The following is a 19648-nucleotide window of genomic DNA, read 5'->3' on the forward strand; positions in this document are numbered from 1 at the left end:
TGGTGGCTCTTGCAAGGAGCATTATGGTGGCCCGAGCCACGATCAAGCGCAAGACGCATCCATGACTATTACAGGCGGCTGTTTTGTCTGGCGATTATTTGACATGAATGCAACGCATCGAGGGGTGGGCGTCGCACCTTGTAGCGGTTATGCTGTCATAAGCGCACGAAAGAAATGTATGTCCAACACGATAAGGAGACACCCAATGCAATTTCGGAGTTTGCTAGCCGGTTCGGCTATGTTGGCACTACTGGCGGGCTGCGCATCGGGCCAGACCGATCAGCAGGGCCAGGACGCTCCCGCCATGAGCGCGTCTCAGGCCACCTATCAGGGAACGCTGCCGTGCCGCAACTGTGATGGCATCGACCTCAACGTGACGCTGGAAGGTGAAGAGACCAGCGCCCCGCAGGAGCGGACGTTCGACCTGACGGCAAGCTATCGTAACCATCCCCAGACCCCGCCGGACGAAAACTACTCCGGTAACTGGGAAGTGCTGACCGGCACGCCGTCGGATTCCAACGCAACCGTTTATGAGCTGACGCCCAACGGCGATGGACAGATCTACTACTTCCAGAAAATCAGCGAACAAACGCTCGAGTTGATCGACCCGGAACGTCGTCGCTTCGAGAACGGCGAAATGCTGCAGCTGCAGCGCCGGTAAGCGCTCAAGCGATGAGCGTCACGGCATACGCGCCGTGAGTGTGAAAGGCGGCCCTGAGCCGCCTTTCGTGTATTTGCCCGGCACCTTGTAGCGGCCGCCGGGCGGCAAGCAAGACAGGAGCAGCGCGGCGTGGCCAAAGTCAAAAGCGCCTATGTGTGCACCGAGTGCGGAGCCGAATACCGCAAGTGGCAGGGGCAGTGCTCGAGCTGCCAGGAATGGAATACCCTGAGCGAGGTGCGCCTGGCGAGCGCCCGGCCCGGTGCCGGGGCGCCCGCTCAGGGTCGAAGCGGCTACGCAGGAGATCTTTCCCGTGACGTGGTCGATCTGAGCAAGGTCGATTTGAGCGAGGTGCCGAGGCTAAGCTCCACCTTCGCCGAGTTCGACCGCGTGCTGGGCGGCGGGCTCGTGCCCGGCTCGGCGGTGCTGCTGGGCGGAAACCCGGGGGCGGGCAAGTCGACCCTGCTGCTGCAAACCGCCTGCAAGCTCGCTCAAACGCGGCGCATCATGTACGTCACCGGTGAGGAGTCGCTTTCCCAGGTCGCCATGCGCGCCCACCGCCTGCAGCTACCCACCAGCGGGCTCAAGATGCTGGCCGAAACCAGCGTCGAAACGATTCTTGCCGTTGCCGAGCGCGAAAAGCCGGAAATACTGGTGATCGACTCGATCCAGACCATGCACCTCGAGGACATTAGCTCCGCCCCCGGCGGCGTGGCACAGGTGCGCGAATCCTCGGCCGCGCTCACCCGCTTTGCCAAGCAGAGCAACACGGTACTGCTGCTGGTCGGCCACGTGACGAAAGACGGCACCCTGGCCGGCCCCAAGGTGCTCGAGCACATGATTGATGCCTCGCTTCTGCTCGAAGGCGGCGCCGACTCGCGCTTTAGAACTCTACGGGGGCAGAAAAACCGCTTCGGCGCGGTGAACGAACTGGGCGTGTTCGCGATGCTCGAGCAGGGCATGAAAGAGGTCAAGAACCCCAGCGCGATCTTTCTCTCCCGTCAGGAAGAGCAGGCGCCGGGGAGTCTGGTCATGGTGGTGTGGGAAGGCACGCGGCCGATTCTGGTCGAGGTGCAGGCGCTGGTGGACGAGTCGGCGCTGGGTAATCCGCGCCGTGTGGCGGTGGGGGTCGATCAGAACCGACTGGCGATGCTGCTCGCCGTGCTCAACCGCCACGGCGGGCTCTTTACCGGCGACCAGGACGTGTTTCTGAACGTGGTCGGCGGCGTCAAGGTGCTGGAAACGAGCGCCGATCTTGCGGTACTGCTGGCTGTGGTGTCGAGCCTGCAAAACCGGGCGCTGCCGAAGGAGCTGGTGGTGTTCGGCGAGGTGGGGCTGTCCGGCGAGATTCGTCCGGTACCCAGCGGCCAGGAGCGCATTTCCGAGGCCGCCAAACACGGCTTTTTACGCGCGATCGTGCCGAGGGCCAACGCGCCGAAGCAGCCGCCCAAGGGCATGGAAGTCATCGCCGTGGATAAGTTGAGCGATGCGCTGGAAGCGCTTTAAGCTGTACTACGCTTAAATGGAAAACAACGACCTATCGACGATCACGCGGGCAAACGCGACGACCGGTGGGTTTCAAGGAGAGACGCCATGAGTTCGATTCGACTGACCCAATATAGCCACGGCGCCGGCTGCGGCTGCAAGATCGCCCCGGACGTGCTCGACAGCATTCTGGCCAAGGCGGGCCCGAGCGCCGGCCACAAGCAGCTCATCGTGGGCAACCAGGGGCGCGAAGACGCTGCCGTGTTCGATTTGGGCGATGGCCGGGGCATGATCTCGACCACCGACTTCTTCATGCCGATCGTCGATGACCCCTTCGATTTCGGGCGTATTGCCGCGACCAACGCGATCAGCGATATCTACGCCATGGGCGGTACGCCGGTGATGGCGCTGAGTATTCTGGGCTGGCCGGTCGACAAGCTTGCCCCGGAGATCGCCGGCGACGTGGTGGCCGGTGCCCAGGGCGTGTGCCGCGAGCACGGCGTGGCGCTGGCCGGCGGGCACTCCATCGACTCCACCGAGCCCATTTTTGGCCTGGCGGTGAACGGGCTGATCCAGCTCGACCAGCTCAAGCTCAATAGCGGCGCCAAACCCGGCGACCTGCTCTTTCTGACCAAGCCGCTCGGCGTGGGCCTTTTGACCACCGCCGAAAAGCGCGGCCTGCTGGAAGCGGGCCACCATGGCCTGGCCCGCGAAACTATGCTCAAATCCAACCGCATCGGCGTGGAGCTTGCCAAAGTGAAGGGGCTCAACGCCATGACCGATGTCACCGGGTTTGGTCTGGCCGGCCATCTCAGCGAGATCTGCAGTGCCAGCAACGTCATGGCGCAGATCGATTTTCGCCGGCTGCCGCGCCTTGCCGAGGCCGAAGCCTACCGCCGCCAGGGCGCGGTGCCCGGCGGCACGCTCAGAAATCACGAAGCGCTGGGTGGGCAGCTCAAACCGATGGACGAAGCGCACTGGCAGTGGCTGTGCGATCCCCAAACCTCCGGCGGTCTTCTGCTCAGCGTCGACCCGGCCTGGGAGGATGACGTGGAGCGCATTGGCCGCGAGCACGGGCTCGATCTTCAGCCCTTCGGCACCATGAAGGCGCGGGAAGGCGATGCACTGATCGATGTGGTCGGCTAGATGAGAAATGACGTACCCGCCACGACCCAGCTGATTCACAAGGGCACGCCGCTGATCGACGTGCGCGCGCCGGTCGAGTTTGCTCAGGGGAGCCTTCCTGGTGCGGTCAACCTGCCGCTGATGGTCGACGAGGAGCGCCATCAGGTCGGTATCGCCTACAAGGAGCACGGCCAACAGGCGGCGATCGCCCTGGGCGAGCGGTTGGTCAGCGGCGCGGTCAAGCGGGCGCGTATTGCGGCCTGGCGCGAGTATCTGTCACGCCACCCGGACGCGCTGATCTACTGCTTTCGTGGCGGCCTGCGCTCGCAGATCGCCACGACATGGCTTGCCGAGGAGGGCGTCGATGTGCCCCGGGTTGCGGGGGGCTGGAAAGAGATGCGCCGCGCACTTTGCGAGCGTATCGATCAGGCCGCCGAGCAGCCCATGCTGGTGGTGGCCGGGCTGACCGGTTCTGCCAAGACCGTACTGATCAACCGTCTCGAAAACGGCATCGACCTGGAGGCCTGTGCCAACCACAAGGGCTCGGCGTTTGGCCGCCAGGTCGAGGCGCCCACGACGCAAATCGATTTCGAGCACACGCTTGCAGTGCAGCTGCTGGACCGCCCCGGTAAGCTGGTGATGGAGGATGAGTCGCGCCAGATCGGCAATGCCAACATTCCTCTCACTTTCTGGCACGCGATGGAAAAAGCACCACGCATTCGCGTCGAGATGCCGCTGGACTGGCGTCTGGATCAGCTTCGCCATGATTATATCGAAGCGCTAGAGGCGGCGTTCGTGGCGCGGTTTGGCGCCGAGGAAGGCCGTGCGCGCATGAAAGAGCAGCTTTCCAATAGCCTGAAGCGGCTAGCCAAGCGGCTGGGTAATGCGCGCCTGCAGCGCCTTCAGCGGTTGCAGGCGCTGGCGTTCGCTGCCCACGACCTGGGCAACACCCAGGCCCACGAAGCCTGGCTTGGCCCGCTTCTGACCGAATACTACGACCCGCTCTACCGTTATCACCTGGAGCGGCGCCAGAGCGCCCCGGCGGAGCTTCATGTGGGCGACTGGGAGAGCTGCCTGGACGCCGCCCGTCAGTGGAGCGCCTAGGCGCGGGCCAGCCACTGCAGCATGACGCGATCAAGTAGCGGTGCCAGGCCGTGAAAGCGCTTGGGGGTTTCCAGAATGGCCGCTTCGCTTTGCAGATAGCGTTGGCCGGCGGCCGTGGCCGGCGCGGCGGGCGGGTGCGCGAAAAGCTCGGCGGCACTTTGGGCGGTGACCTCGAAGTGACACAAAAGCCCCACCACTCGCCCGGCATCCCAGGCAAAGCCCTGAAGCGGGGCGGCGTCACTGCCGCCCAGCGGCAGGGCGGCATCCGGCAGGCTGAACACGTAGCGGTGCCACATGAACGCCTCGAAGCGCTCGGGAAGATCGAACGGGCTTTCCGGGGCAAGCGTAACGCCGTGCCAGCCGGTTTCCGGGTAGGTGCCCGGGGCGATTACCGCCTCCAGCGCCTCGGCAATCCACAGCGCCCCCAAACCGATGCCGAGCACCGGACGCTGGCCGTCCAGGTAGCGGTTCAGGAGTTTTTTCTCCGCTCTGGACCAGGCGGGCGGGGTTTGAATCAACTCCTCCGGGCCGTCGAGCACGATGAGCGCATCGCACTCGCCGGGGCGCGGGGTCAGCTCGCCGTCGAACAGATGAAAAACCGTGTAGCTGTGGCCCATGCTGTCGAGCCAGTCGGTCAGGCGGGCGGGGCCGTGGTGCGGGCCGTGCTGTAGTAGATGAATATGCATGGTAATCTCCTCGCCGGCCGTCGTCGCGTCAAAGTCGCGTTTGCGAATGTGCGACGATAACGTATCGCCTTGTCTTCACCAATACCCTTTTCACCCCTATAAAGGCTCAGGAAATCAACATGGTGGCCAAACCCTCTGGATTTTATCAGCTTCTTCAGACGCTTCCGCTGAACGCCCAGCAGGCCTTCATGGCCGCGCTTTGTGAGCGCCTGATACCCAACTATGCGCTGTACGTGCAAACCACCGGCCAGGGCGACAGCCACACGCTCAAGACCGTGCTGAGCCTTGTGTGGGAGCGCTTGCAGGTACCCGGCGCGAGTATCGATTTCGCCCGCCAGGCCGAGAAGCTTGCCGAGTGCGAGCCACCGGAAGACGACGACAGCTTCGGCGCGCGGCGCGCGCTGGATGCGGTGGTCGCGGTGAACGCGCTGCTCGACACGCTACAGGGGGACGCCGGAGAGGCGGTGCTGGATGTCAGCCGCACCTCGCGGGCCGGCGTGCGCGCCTTCATCGAGCTGACCGAAGGCGAAGTAGACGCCCAGAAGCTTGCGCTGATCATTCGCGACCACCCGCTCATGGAGGACGAAAACGACTTTCAGGACGCGGTGCTCGAGGCGGTCAGCGCACCGCTCGACAAGGCCGCGCTCAAGGAGCTGCGTGTGCTCGGGCGCAACGGCGGCGTCAGTAATTTGGGGCTCAGCTTGGGCGACGACGCCTGACATCCAGGCCGAAAGGCGCTCTGACGCAAGGCAAACGGCCCGGAGTGCTTCGGTTGCAAGGGCTCCGGGCAGAAGTGTAAGACGACGATATTAGGCGATGATATGAGCCGCGCGCTAAAGGCGCATTTCGATGCCGCGCTCGGCCATGTAGCGCTTGGCTTCCGGAATGGTGTATTCGCTGAAGTGGAAAATGCTCGCCGCCAGTACCGCGTCGGCGCCGCCTTCGATCACGCCATCCACCAGGTGCTGCAGGTTGCCCACCCCGCCGGAGGCGATCACCGGTACGCTCACCGCCTCGGAAATGGCGTGGGTTACGCCCAAATCGAAGCCGCTTTTGGTGCCGTCGCGGTCCATGCTGGTTAAAAGCAGCTCGCCGGCGCCGAGGGCCACCATCTTTTTTGCCCACTCGACGGCATCGAGCCCGGTAGGCTTACGCCCGCCGTGGGTGAAAATCTCCCAGCGCGGCGGCTCGCCTTCACCGGACACCTTCTTGGCGTCGATGGCGACCACGATGCACTGGCTGCCGAAGCGCTCGGCGGCCTCGAAGACGAACTCCGGGTTGGTCACTGCGGCGGTGTTGATCGAGACCTTGTCAGCGCCGGCGTTGAGCATGGTGCGAATGTCGTCACAGCTGCGGATACCGCCGCCCACGGTGAGCGGAATGAACACCTCGCCGGCGATGCGCGAGACCATGTCGACGGTAGTTGCGCGCTCGTCAGAGCTTGCGGTGATATCCAGAAAGGTGATTTCGTCGGCGCCCTGCTGGTTATAGCGCTTGGCGATCTCCACCGGGTCGCCAGCATCGCGAATGCCGACGAAGTTCACGCCCTTCACGACGCGGCCGGCGTCGACGTCCAGACACGGAATGATGCGTTTGGCCAGACTCATGTTCGACCTCCGGTCAGTTCATCGCTCAGGCGTTGGGCTTCACGCACGTCCAGGCTCCCTTCGTAGATGGCGCGGCCGGTGATCGCTCCGAGGATGCCGCTGTCGGCGACGTCGCAAAGCGCCTTGATGTCGTCGAGGTTGGTCACCCCACCGGAGGCGATCACCGGAAGGCCGCCTTCGCGGGCAAGCTCGGCGGTGGCGTCGATGTTCACACCCTGCATCATGCCGTCGCGAGCGATATCGGTGTAGACGATGCTGGAGACGCCGTCACCGGCGAAGCGCTTGGCAAGCTCGGTGGCCTTGATGGTGGAGACTTCCGCCCAGCCGTCGGTGGCCACGAACCCGTCCTTCGCGTCGAGCCCGACGATGATGTTGCCGGGAAAGGCGCGGCACATCTCGCCGACGAACTCGGGCTCCTTCACCGCCTTGGTACCGATGATCACATACGAGACGCCGGCGCTTAAGTAGTGCTCGATGGTCTCGGCGCTGCGAATACCGCCGCCGATCTGGATCGGAAGGTTCGGGTAGGCACGGGCGATGGCGGTGACTGCGTCGCCGTTGACCGGCTTGCCCTCGAAGGCGCCGTTGAGATCCACCAGGTGCAGGCGGCGCGCGCCGGCCTCCACCCAGCGTCCGGCCATGGCGACCGGGTCGTCGCCGTAGGAGGTCGAGTCCTCCATGCGGCCCTGCTTCAAGCGTACGCACTGGCCGTCTTTGAGATCAATGGCGGGAATGACTAGCATGGTGAATCCTCTCAGGGCGTCCAGGTAACGAAGTTTTCGAGCAGGCGAAGACCGGCCCGCGCGCTTTTTTCCGGGTGAAACTGCACGGCGAAGGTGGCATCGCGTCCGATAGCGACGTGCGCCTTCACATCGCCATATTGGGTCGTGCCGAGCACGTGGCCATCCGTGGTGGCGTTGACGTAGTAGCCGTGAACGAAGTAGAAACGCTCGCCATCCTCGATGCCTTCCCACAGCGGATGGTCGTGGTGCTGGGTGAGCCGGTTCCAGCCCATGTGGGGCACCTTCAGGCGCTGCTCATGTTCGTCGCGCATATCAAGCGGGAAGCGGTCGACGCTGCCCTGAAAAAAGCCCAGGCAGTCGACGCCGCCGTTCTCCTCGCTTTTCTCCATCAGCATCTGCTGGCCCACGCAAATGCCGAGCAAGGGCTTGGCCTGGCGGGTCAGGATGTCATCGACCAGACCCCGGAGTTCGGTGCGCTCGAGCTCGCCGATACAGTCGCGAATCGCGCCCTGGCCTGGCAGCACCACGCGGGTGGCGCCCAGAATGCGGCGGGCATCGCGGGTGATGATGACGTTTTCGTGGGTTACGTGTTCAAGCGCCTTGGCCACGGAATGCAGATTGCCCATTCCATAATCGATAACGGCAATGGTCATGTTGCGCTCCTTACAGGGGTGGGCGAATAACGGTGGGCGAGGGCGTACGGCGAGAAGCGGCCGGCATCAAAGCGTTCCCTTGGTCGAGGGCATTTTTCCCGCCATGCGCGGGTCCTCGGCAAGCGCCATACGCAGCGCCCGGCCAAAGGCCTTGAAGATAGTTTCCGCCTGGTGGTGAGCGTTTTCGCCCTTGAGATTGTCGATATGCAGCGTGACCCGGGCGTGGTTGACGAAGCCGTGGAAAAACTCGCTGAACAGCTGCGTGTCCATCGCCCCGATCATTGCCCGGGTAAAGGTGGCGTTCATGAACAGCCCCGCGCGGCCGGAAAAGTCGACCACCACGCGCGAAAGCGCTTCATCGAGCGGCACGTAGGCGTGACCGTAGCGCACGATACCCCGCTTGTCGCCCACGGCCTTGTCGAACGCCTGGCCGAGCGTAATGCCCAGATCCTCGACCGTGTGGTGGGCGTCGATGTGCAGGTCGCCGGTGACGTCCATGGTGATGTCGATCATGCCATGACGCGCGACCTGATCCAGCATGTGATCAAGAAACGCCACGCCAGACTCGCCCTTCAAATGGCCTTCGCCGTCGAGGTCGATGGTCACGGTGATCTGCGTTTCGTTGGTGTCACGGCTGACCGTGGCAGTTCGCGCTGACATGTTGCATCTCCTGCGCTTGCGCGCATAGTGGGGCGGCGAGGCGTGAACGTCCACGCCCGACCTTGGACATAATAGCGAGCCAAACGGCCATTATAGAGAATCGATGACCCCATCCGCTACAATGCGCGAAAGGTCGCCGATTTCAGCGGGCAGGGCGGCGCAAACGCAGCCAGGAGGATTGAGCATGCCGGTGACGCTTTTGTATGTCGATCAGACCCGCTGGGAGACGGACGATGCCGTACGCCAGGAGCTTTCGCGTATCTATGCCGACGCTCCCCGGGAGCGGCTACGCACCCGGACGGTCGCGCCGTTCATCGATCAGCATCTGGTCCAGTCGCCGCGTCAGTTCTTCGCCTGCGCCCGGTTCAACGGCCATCTGCTGGGCGCGGTGGCCATATATGAAGCCGATGATCGTGCCTGGTGGCTTTCCGAGCTTTGCGTGAAAAGCTCCGCCAGGCGGCGTGGCGTCGGCTCCCGCCTTATGGCACTGTTGGGCGAGCAGGCAAAAGAGGATGGTCGCACGCTTCGTATCGATGCCGGCTCGCTGCCGCTGGCCGATCGTATCCTGCTGTCCAAAATCGGCTATCGGCCTTTTTCCGCGCCACCGGCGGCCGGTAGCGGCGCCTTGAGTGACAGCGGTATTCATGAGTATGTCGAGCTAGACCCACAAGGGAACGGGTGATGAAACAGTTATTGCGTATTTTGCTAGCCGCGGTCGGCATTCTGGCCATGGTGGCCGTCGCCGCCGTGGTGTATGTCACCACCTTTTTGGATCCCGAGGATTTCAAACCGCGCCTGGTCGAGGTGGTCGAAGAGCAAACCGGGCTCAATCTGGCGTTGGAAGGGCCGATCACCTGGTCGTTCTACCCGCGCATCGGCGTCAGCGTGTCCCAGGCGCGCGCCTGGCTTCCCGAGCAGCCCGTCGAGGATACCTCGTTCGCCGCCGTGGACAGGGCCGAGGTCAGCGTTGCCTTTGCACCGCTTTTACGCGGTGAAATCGCCATCGACGGCCTGACGCTGGACGGCGTGCGCCTGAATCTTGAGCGAGACGCAAGTGGAGAGGGCAACTGGCAGCCGCTCGTGGAGCGCTTGGCCGAGCAGAACAGTGAATCTGCCGAAACCGTGCTGGCGCCGGCCAGCGCCGGGCCCCACGTCGACGCGGGCAGCCTCTCGGTGGTGCTCAACATCGCAAGCGTGGAGGTGCGAAACGCCGACATTCGCTATCGCGATGCGCCCAACCAGGCGCTCTGGCGGCTGCAGTCGCTCGATATCAACGGCAGCAACGTCAACCCGTCGCGCGCGTTTCCGCTCAAGGCGATGTTTACCCTGACCCGGCACAATCGCCTGGACGCCGAAGCGCTCGAGCGCACCCCGGCCTTTACCAGCGAGATGAGCCTGGAGACCCGCGTGCTGCTGGGCCTGAACGATGAACGCGTTACCTTCGAGGACTTCCAGCTCTCCACCCGCTCGACCACCGCAAGCGAGGAAGAACCGCAGCAGCTCAGCCTGAAAGCCGCCGAAATGATCGCCTGGCTTGGCGAGCAGCGCTTCAGCGTCAGCGACGGGGTGATCGAAACCGGCCTGCGCCACTCGGAGAACTGGCAGGGAGGGCTGGCGATGGCGCTGGCGTTCGCCCTGGACGGCGACTGGGGCGCGCAAACCGCACAGCTTCGCGACGCCGAGCTCACCGGCCCCGATAACTTGCGCCTGAGCGGCCATCTCAACGTCGAACAGTTTTTGGACGCCCCGCAGTATCAGGGTCAGCTCAACGCCGCGCCCTTCACGCTGCGCCCCTGGCTTTCGCGCATGGGCGTGTCGCTCAATACCGCCAGCGAAGCCGCGCTGAGCGATGTCGCCATGACCAGCCCCGTCGAGGGCGACCTGGAGCAGATCACGCTGCCCCAGCTCTCTTTAGTGCTCGATGACAGCACCTTTACCGGTGAGCTGGCCGCGGCGCTGGACGGCAGCGCCTTGCGCTTCGATCTTTCCGGCGATCACCTCGATCTGGATTATTATCTGCCGGGGCCGGTCACCGCCCAGCAGGCGAGCCACGGCCTCATTCGCCGTGCCGTTGCCCAGGAGGCAAACCCGCTGCTGCCCCAGGCGTGGCTCGCTGCGCTGGATCTGGAAGGCGACTTGGAAGTGGACCGGCTCACACTTGCCGGGCTCACCTTCGATGACACCCGGTTGTCGCTTCGCGGCGAGCAGGGCCTTCACCGGCTGACCGGCTTCGAGTCGCGCTTCTACGATGGCACGCTGGAGGCGACGGGCTCGATCGACGCCCGTGAGCCGGTGCTGGCGTGGCAGTTCGCGCCCGCCATCAGTGGCGTACAGGTGGCGCCCATGATCGAGGCATTCAGTGAAGAACCGTCGCCGATTCGCGGGCGCTTCAACCTGCAGGGCGAGCTCACCACGCGCGGTAACACGCGCGACGTGCTGACCAGCAATCTCAACGGCGAGCTCGACGCGCGCCTCGACAACGGCGCCATTTTGCAAACCAACATTTCGCAGCAGGTGTGCGAGCTCGTCGCCAAACTCGAAGGCGAGGGCACGCTGCGCGACTGGCAGCCGGATACCCGCTTCGATCGCTTCGACGCCACCTTCAACGTGCGCAACGGCGTAGTGACCAGCGACGACCTGATGGTGACGCTGCCGGGTATCGACATGCAGGGCAGCGGCGAGCTGAACCTCACCAGCATGAACTTTCTGACTCATGCCAACGCCCGACTGGTGGATACCGCTGACGCCGCCTGCAACGTCAACCCGCGCCTTCAGGCGCTGGCGCTGCCGGTGCTCTGCGAGGGCCATCTCGATGACGACAAGTCCCAGTGGTGCCGGCTCGACCGTGACGCCTTCCAGGCCTCGGTCGTGTCGCTTCTGCAGGACGAAGCCGGCGCGCAGATCGAAGAGCGCCTTGGCGAGACCCTCGACGAACTGAACGACCGCCTCGGTGAAGAGAACGTGCGCGAGCTGCGTAACGGCATTCGCAACCTCTTCGACTGATCCCGCTACTCTTTGGGAGCGCCGGCCTCTGGGCCGGCGCTTTTTTTCCTGCCCTGCCCGCGGAGTGTTTTCACCCCATGGCCGATACGCCGACGCCGTGTTTAACGGCCCCTGAATTTCAACGCCGGCTGCTGGCCTGGTTCGACCAGTACGGCCGCCATGATTTGCCCTGGCAGTCGCCGCGCAGCGCCTACCGCGTGTGGGTCTCCGAGATCATGCTGCAGCAAACCCAGGTCACTACCGTGATTCCCTACTTCGAGCGCTTCATGGAGCGCTTTCCCACGCTAAACGCGCTGGCCAACGCCGACCAGGATGAGGTGCTGCACCTGTGGACCGGGCTTGGCTACTACGCCCGCGCCCGCAACCTGCACAAGGCCGCTCAAACCGCGCGTGACGAGCACGGCGGCGAGCTGCCCGTCGAGAGCGTCGAGGCGCTCATGGCGCTGCCCGGCATTGGTCGCTCGACCGCGGGCGCCATCATCGCCCAAAGTCAGGGCACGCGCGCCGCCATTCTGGACGGCAACGTCAAACGCTCGCTATCCAGGCTTCACGCCGTGCCCGGCTGGCCCGGAAAGCCCGCCGTGGAGCGTACGCTTTGGCAGCTGGCCGACTACTTCACCCCTAATGAGCGCCTGGCCGACTACACCCAGGCGATCATGGATTTCGGCGCCACGCTCTGCACCCGCGCCCGGCCGGACTGCGTGATCTGCCCATTTGCTGATGTGTGCGCCGCCTATAAAGAGGGCGCGCCGCAGCGCTATCCCGAGTCCAAGCCGAAAAAGACCCTGCCCACCCGTGACACGCTGATGCTGATACTGCGCGACGAATGGGGGCGCGTGTGGCTCGAACAGCGCCCACCCTCTGGCCTCTGGGGCGGGCTCTGGAGCCTGCCCCAGTTCGACGATCGCGCCGCGCTCAGCGACTGGCTGGCCACCTTTACCGACAGTGCGATCATCGAGCCCGCGCTTCCTGACTTCACCCATACCTTTAGCCACTTTCGTTTGGTGATCACCCCGCAGCCGGCGCGATGCGCAGGGCTTAACGGTGTGCGCGAGAAGGGCGTCTGGTTCGACCCGCTGGACCCGCCGGCGCTGGGACTGGCCGCACCGGTCAAATCGCTTTTAAAACAGCTCGCGCCGTTTTCGCTTGATCCCACCCCGGGGCCCTGACCCATACTCGGGGGCAACTCACCCATCAAGGAGCACCTTCATGAGTAACACCGTATTTTGCCGCAAGTACCAGCAGGAACTACCGGCCCTCGCCTTCCCACCACTGCCTGGCAAGAAGGGCCAGGAGATTCAGGCCACGGTTTCGCAAAAAGCCTGGGAGGAGTGGCAGGCGCTGCAGACCCGCCTGATCAACGAAAAGCACCTCAACATGCTCGAGCCGGAATCGCGCCAGTACCTGATGACGCAGATGGAGCGCTTTCTGGATAACGAACCCACCGATCAGGCCGAAGGCTACGTGCCGCCCAGCCAGCCCTGAAGGCCGCTCAAGCGCCCGCTGCGCGGGCGTTTGCTGCCACCGGCAGGCCAGGGCGAAAAGCGCGGGGTGTGCCATAACCTCGTGAACGGAAAGAAAGTTTCACAAAGGTGTTGACGAAAAGCGGCGTTTTTAGTTTAATACGCACCGTTGGCAGCGGCCAGATAGCTCAGTTGGTAGAGCAGGGGATTGAAAATCCCCGTGTCGGCGGTTCGATTCCGTCTCTGGCCACCACACTGCTGGGGTATCGCCAAGTGGTAAGGCACCGGTTTTTGGTATCGGCATTCCCAGGTTCGAATCCTGGTACCCCAGCCATTGCCAACAAGATTTCTTGTTGACTGACTCGCTTCACGCAAGCCAGTCAAATGTTCAAGAAAACGCGAAGCGCCGACATAGCTCAGTTGGTAGAGCAACTGACTTGTAATCAGTAGGTCCCGGGTTCGACTCCTGGTGTCGGCACCATTAAACAATGGTTAAAAGCTGAAACGTTAAAGAACATGATCAAGCCGCCCTTTGGGGCGGCTTTTTCGTATGTGGATTTCTCTTCATATCGCTAATTTCCTGGTGATTATCAGACGCCGTTTTCCGATGGTGACAGTCAAAGGTTACCTCTGCCAGCTCCCCTGCGTATAAAGATTGGCTTGAGTTCGATTTGCCAGAAAATTTGCGGTTCGAGTAGCGTGAGCAGGGCGAGCTACTCTTGAAAACCCTACAATCGCTCTACGGTTACATATGGCGGACTTCCAGCTATCAGTACTGAAACCGAGGCTATACAGAACGACATAATAAAAAGAGGTGTGAATGGATTTCGTGAATGCCACTGCGTTGTTATGGCCAGCGGTACTATGGATACCCACTATTTTTGTTTTCGTCGTCTTGATGAAACTAATGCTGGCTGGCCTGTCATCCAAAAGAACCGGCTCCATTTCTGACAGGAAAACGTCAAGGTCACAAGCGCTCTTGAAAAAAGGCGGAGCCTATCACAAGAAAGGCGCCTTAATGTCGCCCAGTGAGCAGGACGTATACAGGGTGCTGGTCAGTACCTATGGTGCGGAGTGTTACATTTTCGCTCAGGTTCGAGTGGTCGACGTCATAGAGCCCAATTCCAAAAAGTATCGGTCCAAAAGTAGCGCGTACCTGGCCTTATTCAGACAGATCTCTCAATGGCATTTCGACTATGTGATCTGCAGCAAGGAAGATTTCAGCATCCTGTATGTCATGGAGCTGGACGACCCAAGCCATGAACGGCCGGATCGGCAGAGAAGGGATAGAATCCTCGAGTCAGTATGCGCTGACGCGGGCGTCGAATTAAAAAGAATGTGGCTGGATTATCGTTCCCGAAAGATCAAGGTTCACAGCAGCCGCTAGCCCTATTTGATCCGAATGCTGATGTGATTCCTTGCCAACCAGATCATGCACTTCGAGCACCACGATACCGACAGTGCAGCTCATAAACCGCCCGAGCCAGCGCCTCATCCGGCCCGCTGACCGGCACCTTCGGCGCTACTTGCTCGATGGTCAGCGGCGCCACTGGCGGACTTTCGAGTTCCCACTCTTTGTGCCAAGCAGCAAGCTGTTTGGAAGAGCTGGCGTAGACGATGGGGCCAAGGCCGGCCCAGGCGTGGGCGGCGGCGCACATGGGGCAATGCTCGCCGGAGGTGAACACGGTGGCCCCATGTCGTTCGCGCTCGCTCAAGTGCTGCGCGGCCCAGCGGGCCAGCTCGAACTCCGGGTGTTGGGTGGCATCGCCACTGTTGATGCGATTTCGGGCCTCACGCAGTACAACGCCTTGCGCATCGGCGAGCACCGAGCCGAAGGGCTCGTCGCCGGCCTCGAGGGCCTGCTCGGCGAGGGCAACGGCGCGCTGGAGTAACTGATGGCGCTGGGTGGCATTCATGGAAAGCTCCTGTTTGAACGGGTCATTAGGCCAAGCGTAGCACCTGAGCATCGGCATGATGGGAAGGTGTCGATTTCGACCCGCGCGCCGGTATATTTCGACTATCTTTCATGTTCCACCGCGAGCCTTGCGGTGGCGGCTCCCCAGGTAGCTGGCCGCATGTGGCCAAGGCGTTGAGGGGCTTGTGGCGAACAGGACGTTTACCCCATCGATCAAAAGGAATCGAATATCTCATGACTCAGACACCTACTCCTGAAACCCTGATCCAGCGTAGCGTCGAGCTGGCGCTGGAGAACGTCGACGCGGGCGGCAAACCCTTTGCCTGCATCGTGGTGGATCGTGAATCCGGCGAGATCGTGCATGAGGCGACCAATCAGGTGTCGCAAAGCGGGGATCTCACCGCGCATGCCGAAATCACCGCCATCCGTGAGCTGGCCGCCAAGGGAAGAACCGACCTGAACGGGTGCGATGTCTACATTACCGCTTACCCGTGCCCGATGTGCCTTGGGGCGCTTTACTATGCGGCGCCGGAGCAGGTGTACTTTGCCGCCACGCGCGAACAGGAAGGCGAGCACTACGAGGATGGCGGCCGCTACATGACGCTCGCAACGTTCTATGACGAGTTCGCCAAACCCATCGCCCAGCAGAATTTGCCTTTTACGCAGATGAAAGTCGAGGATCCTACGGCGCCGTTTCGGCGCTGGACCCATCGCCATCAAAGCTGAGAAATCATGCAGTCGCTAAAAATTCAGTGGCGTGTTCGGCCAAACCTGAGCGGCAGGCGGGCACGTGCTTTAACGCGGGCGTTACGCTGCTGAATGGAGTGCTGGTGCTGGCTGCCGCCGGGCAGGTAAATGATGCGGGGCGGCTGGACGGAGGCGGACTGAATCGAGGCGCGGGCGCTGACCGGCGTTGCCTGAATGATGCTAAGGCCGTTGGGATTGACGGTTTCAGAACGCCCGTTCGCGCAGGGGCTGTCCTGAAAGGTGGTGTGGCCATCCCGCGCGGTGCATTTGAACAGCTCTGCGTGAACGGGTAGGGCAACAAGCGTCAGCGCGGATAGCAAAAGCGTTCTTTTCATTGTACATCGCCGCTAAGAAAACATTGGTCCGGCTAGAGTAGCAATAAAACGCCAAATCGCGCTAGCGACCTCGCTGGCGTATTGCCCACACTCCCAGCGCCAGCAGAAAACAGCCCGCCGCCGGCGCCAGTACGTCGAGTACCGAGTCCAGGTGCCAGCCCGTGACGACGCCTTCAAGCACACCCACCGGCTGGGTCTGGCCCCACTCCCAGCCGCGCGCCACGGCCAGTTTGTATTCGTGCTGAGCAATTTCGCGGCCCAGAAACACCGCCACGGCCAGCGCCCCGGACACCCACAGCGTGACGCGGGGCAGCAGGGCAAGCAGAAGCTGAATGCCAAGGCCGATCAGCACGTGTTCCAGGTGGCTCATGTTCATAAGACAACCGTTAATGGGCAGGCAGGTTCGAAACCTTGAGTGAAACGCGCACGGTGCGACACAGGACACAAGCTTGATGATCGGGTACGCAACTGGATGTGTGTGCTGATCGAGCGCTACCAAGTGTAAAAAAACCGGCTCCTGACGGAGCCGGTGAGCATGGCGGGCTAGAGCATCGAAGAGGTTAAAGCGCTTCGATCTTGGCCTTCTGCTCTTGCAACAGCGTTTTAGCGGACTGGAACTCGGCGAGCTTGCCGCGCTCTTTTTCGATGACAGCGGCGGGCGCCTTGGCGGTGAAGCCTTCGTTGGAAAGCTTCTTCTCGATACCGCCAATCAGCTTGTCCTGCTTGTCGATCTCCTTGTTCAGGCGCGCAAGCTCCGCGTCCTTATCGATCAGATCCGCCATCGGCACCAGCACTTCCATATCGCCGACCAGCTGAGTGGCGGACAATGGCGCCTCGGCGGGGTTGGCAAGCCAGGTGACGCTTTGAAGCTTGGCCAGTTTCGAGAGGAACAGGCGGTTGCTCTCGAGGCGCTCGGCGTCCGTCGGCTGGCCCTTGGTCAGCAGCACGTCCAGCGGCTTGCCCGGGGCGATGTTCATCTCGGCGCGGATGTTGCGCACGGCGATGATCACACCCTTGAGCCACTCGATGTCGCGCCCGGCCTGCTCGTCGATCTTGTCTTCATTGGCTTGTGGCCAGGCTTGCGTCATGATCGAGGCGTCGCCGCCCGGATGACGGCCGGCCAAGGGCGCGACGCGCTGCCAGATCTCCTCGGAAATATAGGGCATCATCGGGTGCGCCAGGCGCAGGATGGTTTCGAGCACGCGCACCAGGGTGCGGCGGGTGCCGCGCTTGGACTCGGCGCTTGCGGCTTCGTCCCACAGCACCGGCTTGGAAAGCTCCAGGTACCAGTCGCAGTACTCGTTCCAGACGAACTCGTAAAGCGCCTGGGAGGCGTGGTCAAAACGGTACTCGTCCATCGCTTTGGTGACCTGGGCCTCGGTTTTCTGCAGCTCGGAGATGATCCAGCGATCGGCTAACGAGAGCTCCACCGGCTCGTCCGCAGCGCCGCAATCCTCGCCTTCGGCGTTCATCAGCACATAGCGCGAGGCGTTCCACAGCTTGTTGCAGAAGTTGCGGTAGCCGTCCAGCCGGTTCATATCGAACTTGATGTCGCGCCCGGTGGTCGCTTGCGACAAAAACGTGAAGCGCAGCGCATCGGTGCCGTGGGGCTCGATGCCGTCCTTGAACTCCTCTTTCGTCGCCCTGGCGATCGCCTTGGCTTTCTGCGGCTGCATCATGTTGCCGGTACGCTTTTCCAGCAGCGCGTCCAGGCTGATGCCGTCGATCAGGTCGATCGGGTCGAGCACGTTGCCCTTGGATTTCGACATCTTCTGGCCCTGGCCGTCGCGCACCAGGCCATGCACATAGACGGTCTTGAAGGGCACCTCTCCGGTGAACTTGAGCGTCATCATGATCATCCGGGCGACCCAGAAGAAGATGATGTCGAAGCCCGTCACCAGCACGCTGGTGGGGTGGAAGGTCTCGAGCTCCGGGGTCTTCTCCGGCCAGCCCAGCGTGCCAAACGTCCAAAGGCCCGAGCTGAACCAGGTATCCAGCACGTCCTCGTCCTGGGTTAGAGTGACGTCTGCAGTTAGGCCGTGCTTCTCGCGGGCTTCCGCTTCGGAGCGCGCCACGTAAACGTTGCCCTGCTCGTCGTACCAGGCGGGAATGCGGTGGCCCCACCAGAGCTGGCGCGAGATGCACCAGTCCTGCAGATCGCGCATCCAGGCGAAGTACATGTTCTCGTAGTTCTTCGGCACGAACTGGATATCGCCGTTCTCTACCGCCTCGATCGCAGGCTTGGCCAGGCTTTCGACCGCCACGAACCACTGGTCGGTCAGAAGCGGCTCGATGACATCGCCCGAGCGGTCGCCAAAAGGCAGGGTGTTGTTGACGCTTTCCACCTCGACCAGCAGGCCAAGCGCGTCCATGTCGGCGACGATCTGCTTGCGCGCTTCGAAACGATCCAGGCCTGCGTATTTGGTGGGCAGGGTGGCGTCTTCGTCCGGCTGGGGCTGGCCCTTGAGGTCGAAGATCTCGGCGCGCTCGAGGATCGTGGCGTCCCTGGAGAAGACGTTGATCAAAAGATGGTTCTGGCGCTTGCCGACTTCGTAGTCGTTGAAGTCGTGGGCCGGCGTGATCTTGACGCAGCCCGAGCCTTTCTCCATGTCCGCGTGCTCATCGGCGACGATCGGAATGCGCCGGCCGACCAGCGGAAGCTCGATGAACTGGCCGACCAGTGAGGCGTAGCGCGCGTCGTCCGGGTTCACTGCCACGCCGGTATCGCCTAAAAGCGTTTCCGGGCGGGTGGTGGCGACGACGATATGATCCTTGCCGTCGGCGGTTTGCACGCCGTCGGCCAGTGGGTAGCGGAAATGCCAGAAGCTGCCCTGCTGCTCCTTGTTTTCGACTTCCAGGTCGGAAATCGCGGTGTGCAGCGTCGGGTCCCAGTTGACCAAACGCTTGCCGCGGTAAACCAGCTTCTCCTCGTGCAGACGCACGAAGACTTCCTGCACCGCCTTGTAGAAGCCCTCATCCATGGTGAAGCGCTCGCGCGGCCAGTCAACGCTGGCGCCCATACGGCGCAGCTGACGGGTAATGTGGCCGCCAGACTCTGCCTTCCACTCCCAAATCTTGTCCGTGAACGCCTCGCGCCCGAGATCATGGCGCGTCTTGCCCTCTTCGGCGGCGACCTTACGCTCGACCAGCATCTGGGTCGCAATCCCCGCGTGGTCGGTGCCCACCTGCCAGAGCGTATTGTTGCCCTGCATGCGTTTCCAGCGCGTCAGGGTATCCATGATGGTGTCCTGGAACGCGTGGCCCATGTGCAGGCTTCCGGTCACGTTGGGTGGCGGAATCATGATGGAGAAGGGCGCCCCCTGGCCTGACGGCGCGAAGCGGTTGTCCTCCTCCCAGCGCGCGTACCAGCGGGTTTCGATCTGTTCGGGTTGGTAGGTCTTTTCCATGGAGCGACTCACAAACGATGCGTCCCAAAGGGAGCGCATGAAATTCGGATGGGGCGA

Annotated in this window: 20 protein-coding genes and 3 tRNA genes; 14 read left to right on the forward strand and 9 right to left on the reverse strand. The window is 62.6% G+C overall.

What is annotated here, in order from left to right; genetic code table 11:
* Positions 1-205 precede the first annotated feature (205 nt).
* The 4 genes from RN347_RS02970 (at position 206) to mnmH (ending at position 4372) form a co-directional block, all read left to right on the forward strand.
* The gene (locus tag RN347_RS02970) at positions 206-661 is read left to right on the forward strand and encodes a copper resistance protein NlpE (protein ID WP_263585125.1); all 456 of its coding nucleotides are present in this window, start codon (positions 206-208) and stop codon (positions 659-661) included.
* Positions 662-790: 129 nt separating this feature from the next.
* A complete protein-coding gene (radA, locus tag RN347_RS02975) occupies positions 791-2164 on the forward strand; it encodes a DNA repair protein RadA (RefSeq protein WP_252109598.1) in 1374 nt (457 codons plus the stop codon).
* A gap of 87 nt (positions 2165-2251) precedes the next feature.
* Positions 2252-3289 carry a selenide, water dikinase SelD gene (gene selD, locus RN347_RS02980; protein ID WP_263585124.1) on the forward strand — a complete coding sequence of 346 codons (1038 nt, stop codon included), beginning with the start codon at positions 2252-2254 and terminating at the stop codon, positions 3287-3289.
* Positions 3290-4372 carry a tRNA 2-selenouridine(34) synthase MnmH gene (gene mnmH / locus RN347_RS02985; protein WP_311960115.1) on the forward strand — a complete coding sequence of 361 codons (1083 nt, stop codon included), beginning with the start codon at positions 3290-3292 and terminating at the stop codon, positions 4370-4372.
* Here the strand turns inward: mnmH and RN347_RS02990 are convergent.
* Complete coding sequence (locus RN347_RS02990; RefSeq protein ID WP_311960118.1) at positions 4369-5058, reverse strand: type 1 glutamine amidotransferase; 690 nt, start codon at positions 5056-5058, stop codon at positions 4369-4371. The genes mnmH and RN347_RS02990 overlap by 4 nt on opposite strands.
* A gap of 119 nt (positions 5059-5177) precedes the next feature.
* Between RN347_RS02990 and RN347_RS02995 the strand changes: the two genes are divergently transcribed.
* A complete protein-coding gene (locus RN347_RS02995) occupies positions 5178-5777 on the forward strand; it encodes a YjaG family protein (RefSeq protein WP_311960120.1) in 600 nt (199 codons plus the stop codon).
* Positions 5778-5891: 114 nt separating this feature from the next.
* Here the strand turns inward: RN347_RS02995 and hisF are convergent, their stop codons facing one another.
* The 4 genes from hisF to hisB all read right to left on the reverse strand — a co-directional run bounded on the left by hisF (position 5892) and on the right by hisB (position 8721).
* Positions 5892-6665: an imidazole glycerol phosphate synthase subunit HisF gene (gene hisF, locus RN347_RS03000; RefSeq protein WP_263585120.1), complete on the reverse strand. Its 774-nt coding sequence runs from the start codon at positions 6663-6665 to the stop codon at positions 5892-5894.
* Positions 6662-7408: a 1-(5-phosphoribosyl)-5-[(5-phosphoribosylamino)methylideneamino]imidazole-4-carboxamide isomerase gene (gene hisA / locus RN347_RS03005; RefSeq protein ID WP_263585119.1), complete on the reverse strand. Its 747-nt coding sequence runs from the start codon at positions 7406-7408 to the stop codon at positions 6662-6664. Before hisA ends, hisF begins: the two co-directional genes overlap by 4 nt.
* Positions 7409-7419: 11 nt before the next feature.
* Positions 7420-8061, reverse strand: coding sequence for an imidazole glycerol phosphate synthase subunit HisH (hisH, locus tag RN347_RS03010; protein ID WP_311960123.1), 642 nt, complete (start codon positions 8059-8061; stop codon positions 7420-7422).
* A 66-nt stretch (positions 8062-8127) separates the two neighbouring features.
* On the reverse strand, positions 8128-8721 hold the full coding sequence (gene hisB, locus RN347_RS03015; protein WP_311960125.1) for an imidazoleglycerol-phosphate dehydratase HisB: 594 nt from the start codon (positions 8719-8721) through the stop codon (positions 8128-8130).
* A 184-nt stretch (positions 8722-8905) separates the two neighbouring features.
* On the opposite strand from hisB, the gene RN347_RS03020 reads away from it, so the two are divergent.
* The 8 genes from RN347_RS03020 to RN347_RS03055 all read left to right on the forward strand — a co-directional run bounded on the left by RN347_RS03020 (position 8906) and on the right by RN347_RS03055 (position 14574).
* Positions 8906-9403, forward strand: coding sequence for a GNAT family N-acetyltransferase (locus tag RN347_RS03020; RefSeq protein WP_311960127.1), 498 nt, complete (start codon positions 8906-8908; stop codon positions 9401-9403).
* Positions 9403-11724: an AsmA family protein gene (locus RN347_RS03025; RefSeq protein ID WP_263585115.1), complete on the forward strand. Its 2322-nt coding sequence runs from the start codon at positions 9403-9405 to the stop codon at positions 11722-11724. Before RN347_RS03020 ends, RN347_RS03025 begins: the two co-directional genes overlap by 1 nt.
* Positions 11725-11801: 77 nt before the next feature.
* Entirely contained in the window at positions 11802-12893 is a 1092-nt protein-coding gene (mutY, locus tag RN347_RS03030; protein ID WP_311960130.1) for an A/G-specific adenine glycosylase, read from the forward strand.
* 40 nt (positions 12894-12933) lie between these two features.
* Entirely contained in the window at positions 12934-13209 is a 276-nt protein-coding gene (locus RN347_RS03035) for an oxidative damage protection protein (protein ID WP_263585113.1), read from the forward strand.
* A 155-nt stretch (positions 13210-13364) separates the two neighbouring features.
* A tRNA-Phe gene (locus tag RN347_RS03040) sits at positions 13365-13440 on the forward strand.
* 6 nt (positions 13441-13446) lie between these two features.
* Positions 13447-13521 (forward strand) — tRNA-Gln (locus RN347_RS03045).
* A gap of 71 nt (positions 13522-13592) precedes the next feature.
* Positions 13593-13668, forward strand: a tRNA-Thr gene (locus RN347_RS03050).
* A 339-nt stretch (positions 13669-14007) separates the two neighbouring features.
* Positions 14008-14574: a DUF2726 domain-containing protein gene (locus RN347_RS03055; protein ID WP_311960135.1), complete on the forward strand. Its 567-nt coding sequence runs from the start codon at positions 14008-14010 to the stop codon at positions 14572-14574.
* A 43-nt stretch (positions 14575-14617) separates the two neighbouring features.
* Here the strand turns inward: RN347_RS03055 and RN347_RS03060 are convergent, their stop codons facing one another.
* The gene (locus RN347_RS03060) at positions 14618-15103 is read right to left on the reverse strand and encodes a nucleoside deaminase (protein ID WP_311960137.1); all 486 of its coding nucleotides are present in this window, start codon (positions 15101-15103) and stop codon (positions 14618-14620) included.
* Positions 15104-15336: 233 nt separating this feature from the next.
* Between RN347_RS03060 and RN347_RS03065 the strand changes: the two genes are divergently transcribed.
* Positions 15337-15828, forward strand: coding sequence for a nucleoside deaminase (locus RN347_RS03065; protein WP_311960139.1), 492 nt, complete (start codon positions 15337-15339; stop codon positions 15826-15828).
* A 23-nt stretch (positions 15829-15851) separates the two neighbouring features.
* On the opposite strand, the gene RN347_RS03070 is transcribed toward RN347_RS03065, so the two are convergent.
* From RN347_RS03070 to RN347_RS03080, 3 genes are all read right to left on the reverse strand, one after another.
* Positions 15852-16184 carry a DUF4124 domain-containing protein gene (locus RN347_RS03070; protein ID WP_311960140.1) on the reverse strand — a complete coding sequence of 111 codons (333 nt, stop codon included), beginning with the start codon at positions 16182-16184 and terminating at the stop codon, positions 15852-15854.
* A gap of 61 nt (positions 16185-16245) precedes the next feature.
* A complete protein-coding gene (locus RN347_RS03075; protein WP_311960141.1) occupies positions 16246-16554 on the reverse strand; it encodes a hypothetical protein in 309 nt (102 codons plus the stop codon).
* A 190-nt stretch (positions 16555-16744) separates the two neighbouring features.
* Positions 16745-19591: a valine--tRNA ligase gene (locus RN347_RS03080; RefSeq protein WP_311960142.1), complete on the reverse strand. Its 2847-nt coding sequence runs from the start codon at positions 19589-19591 to the stop codon at positions 16745-16747.
* Between the last annotated feature and the right edge of the window lie 57 nt (positions 19592-19648).

Source organism: Halomonas sp. PAMB 3264 (genome assembly GCF_031954245.1).
Classification (GTDB): Bacteria; Pseudomonadota; Gammaproteobacteria; order Pseudomonadales; family Halomonadaceae; genus Vreelandella.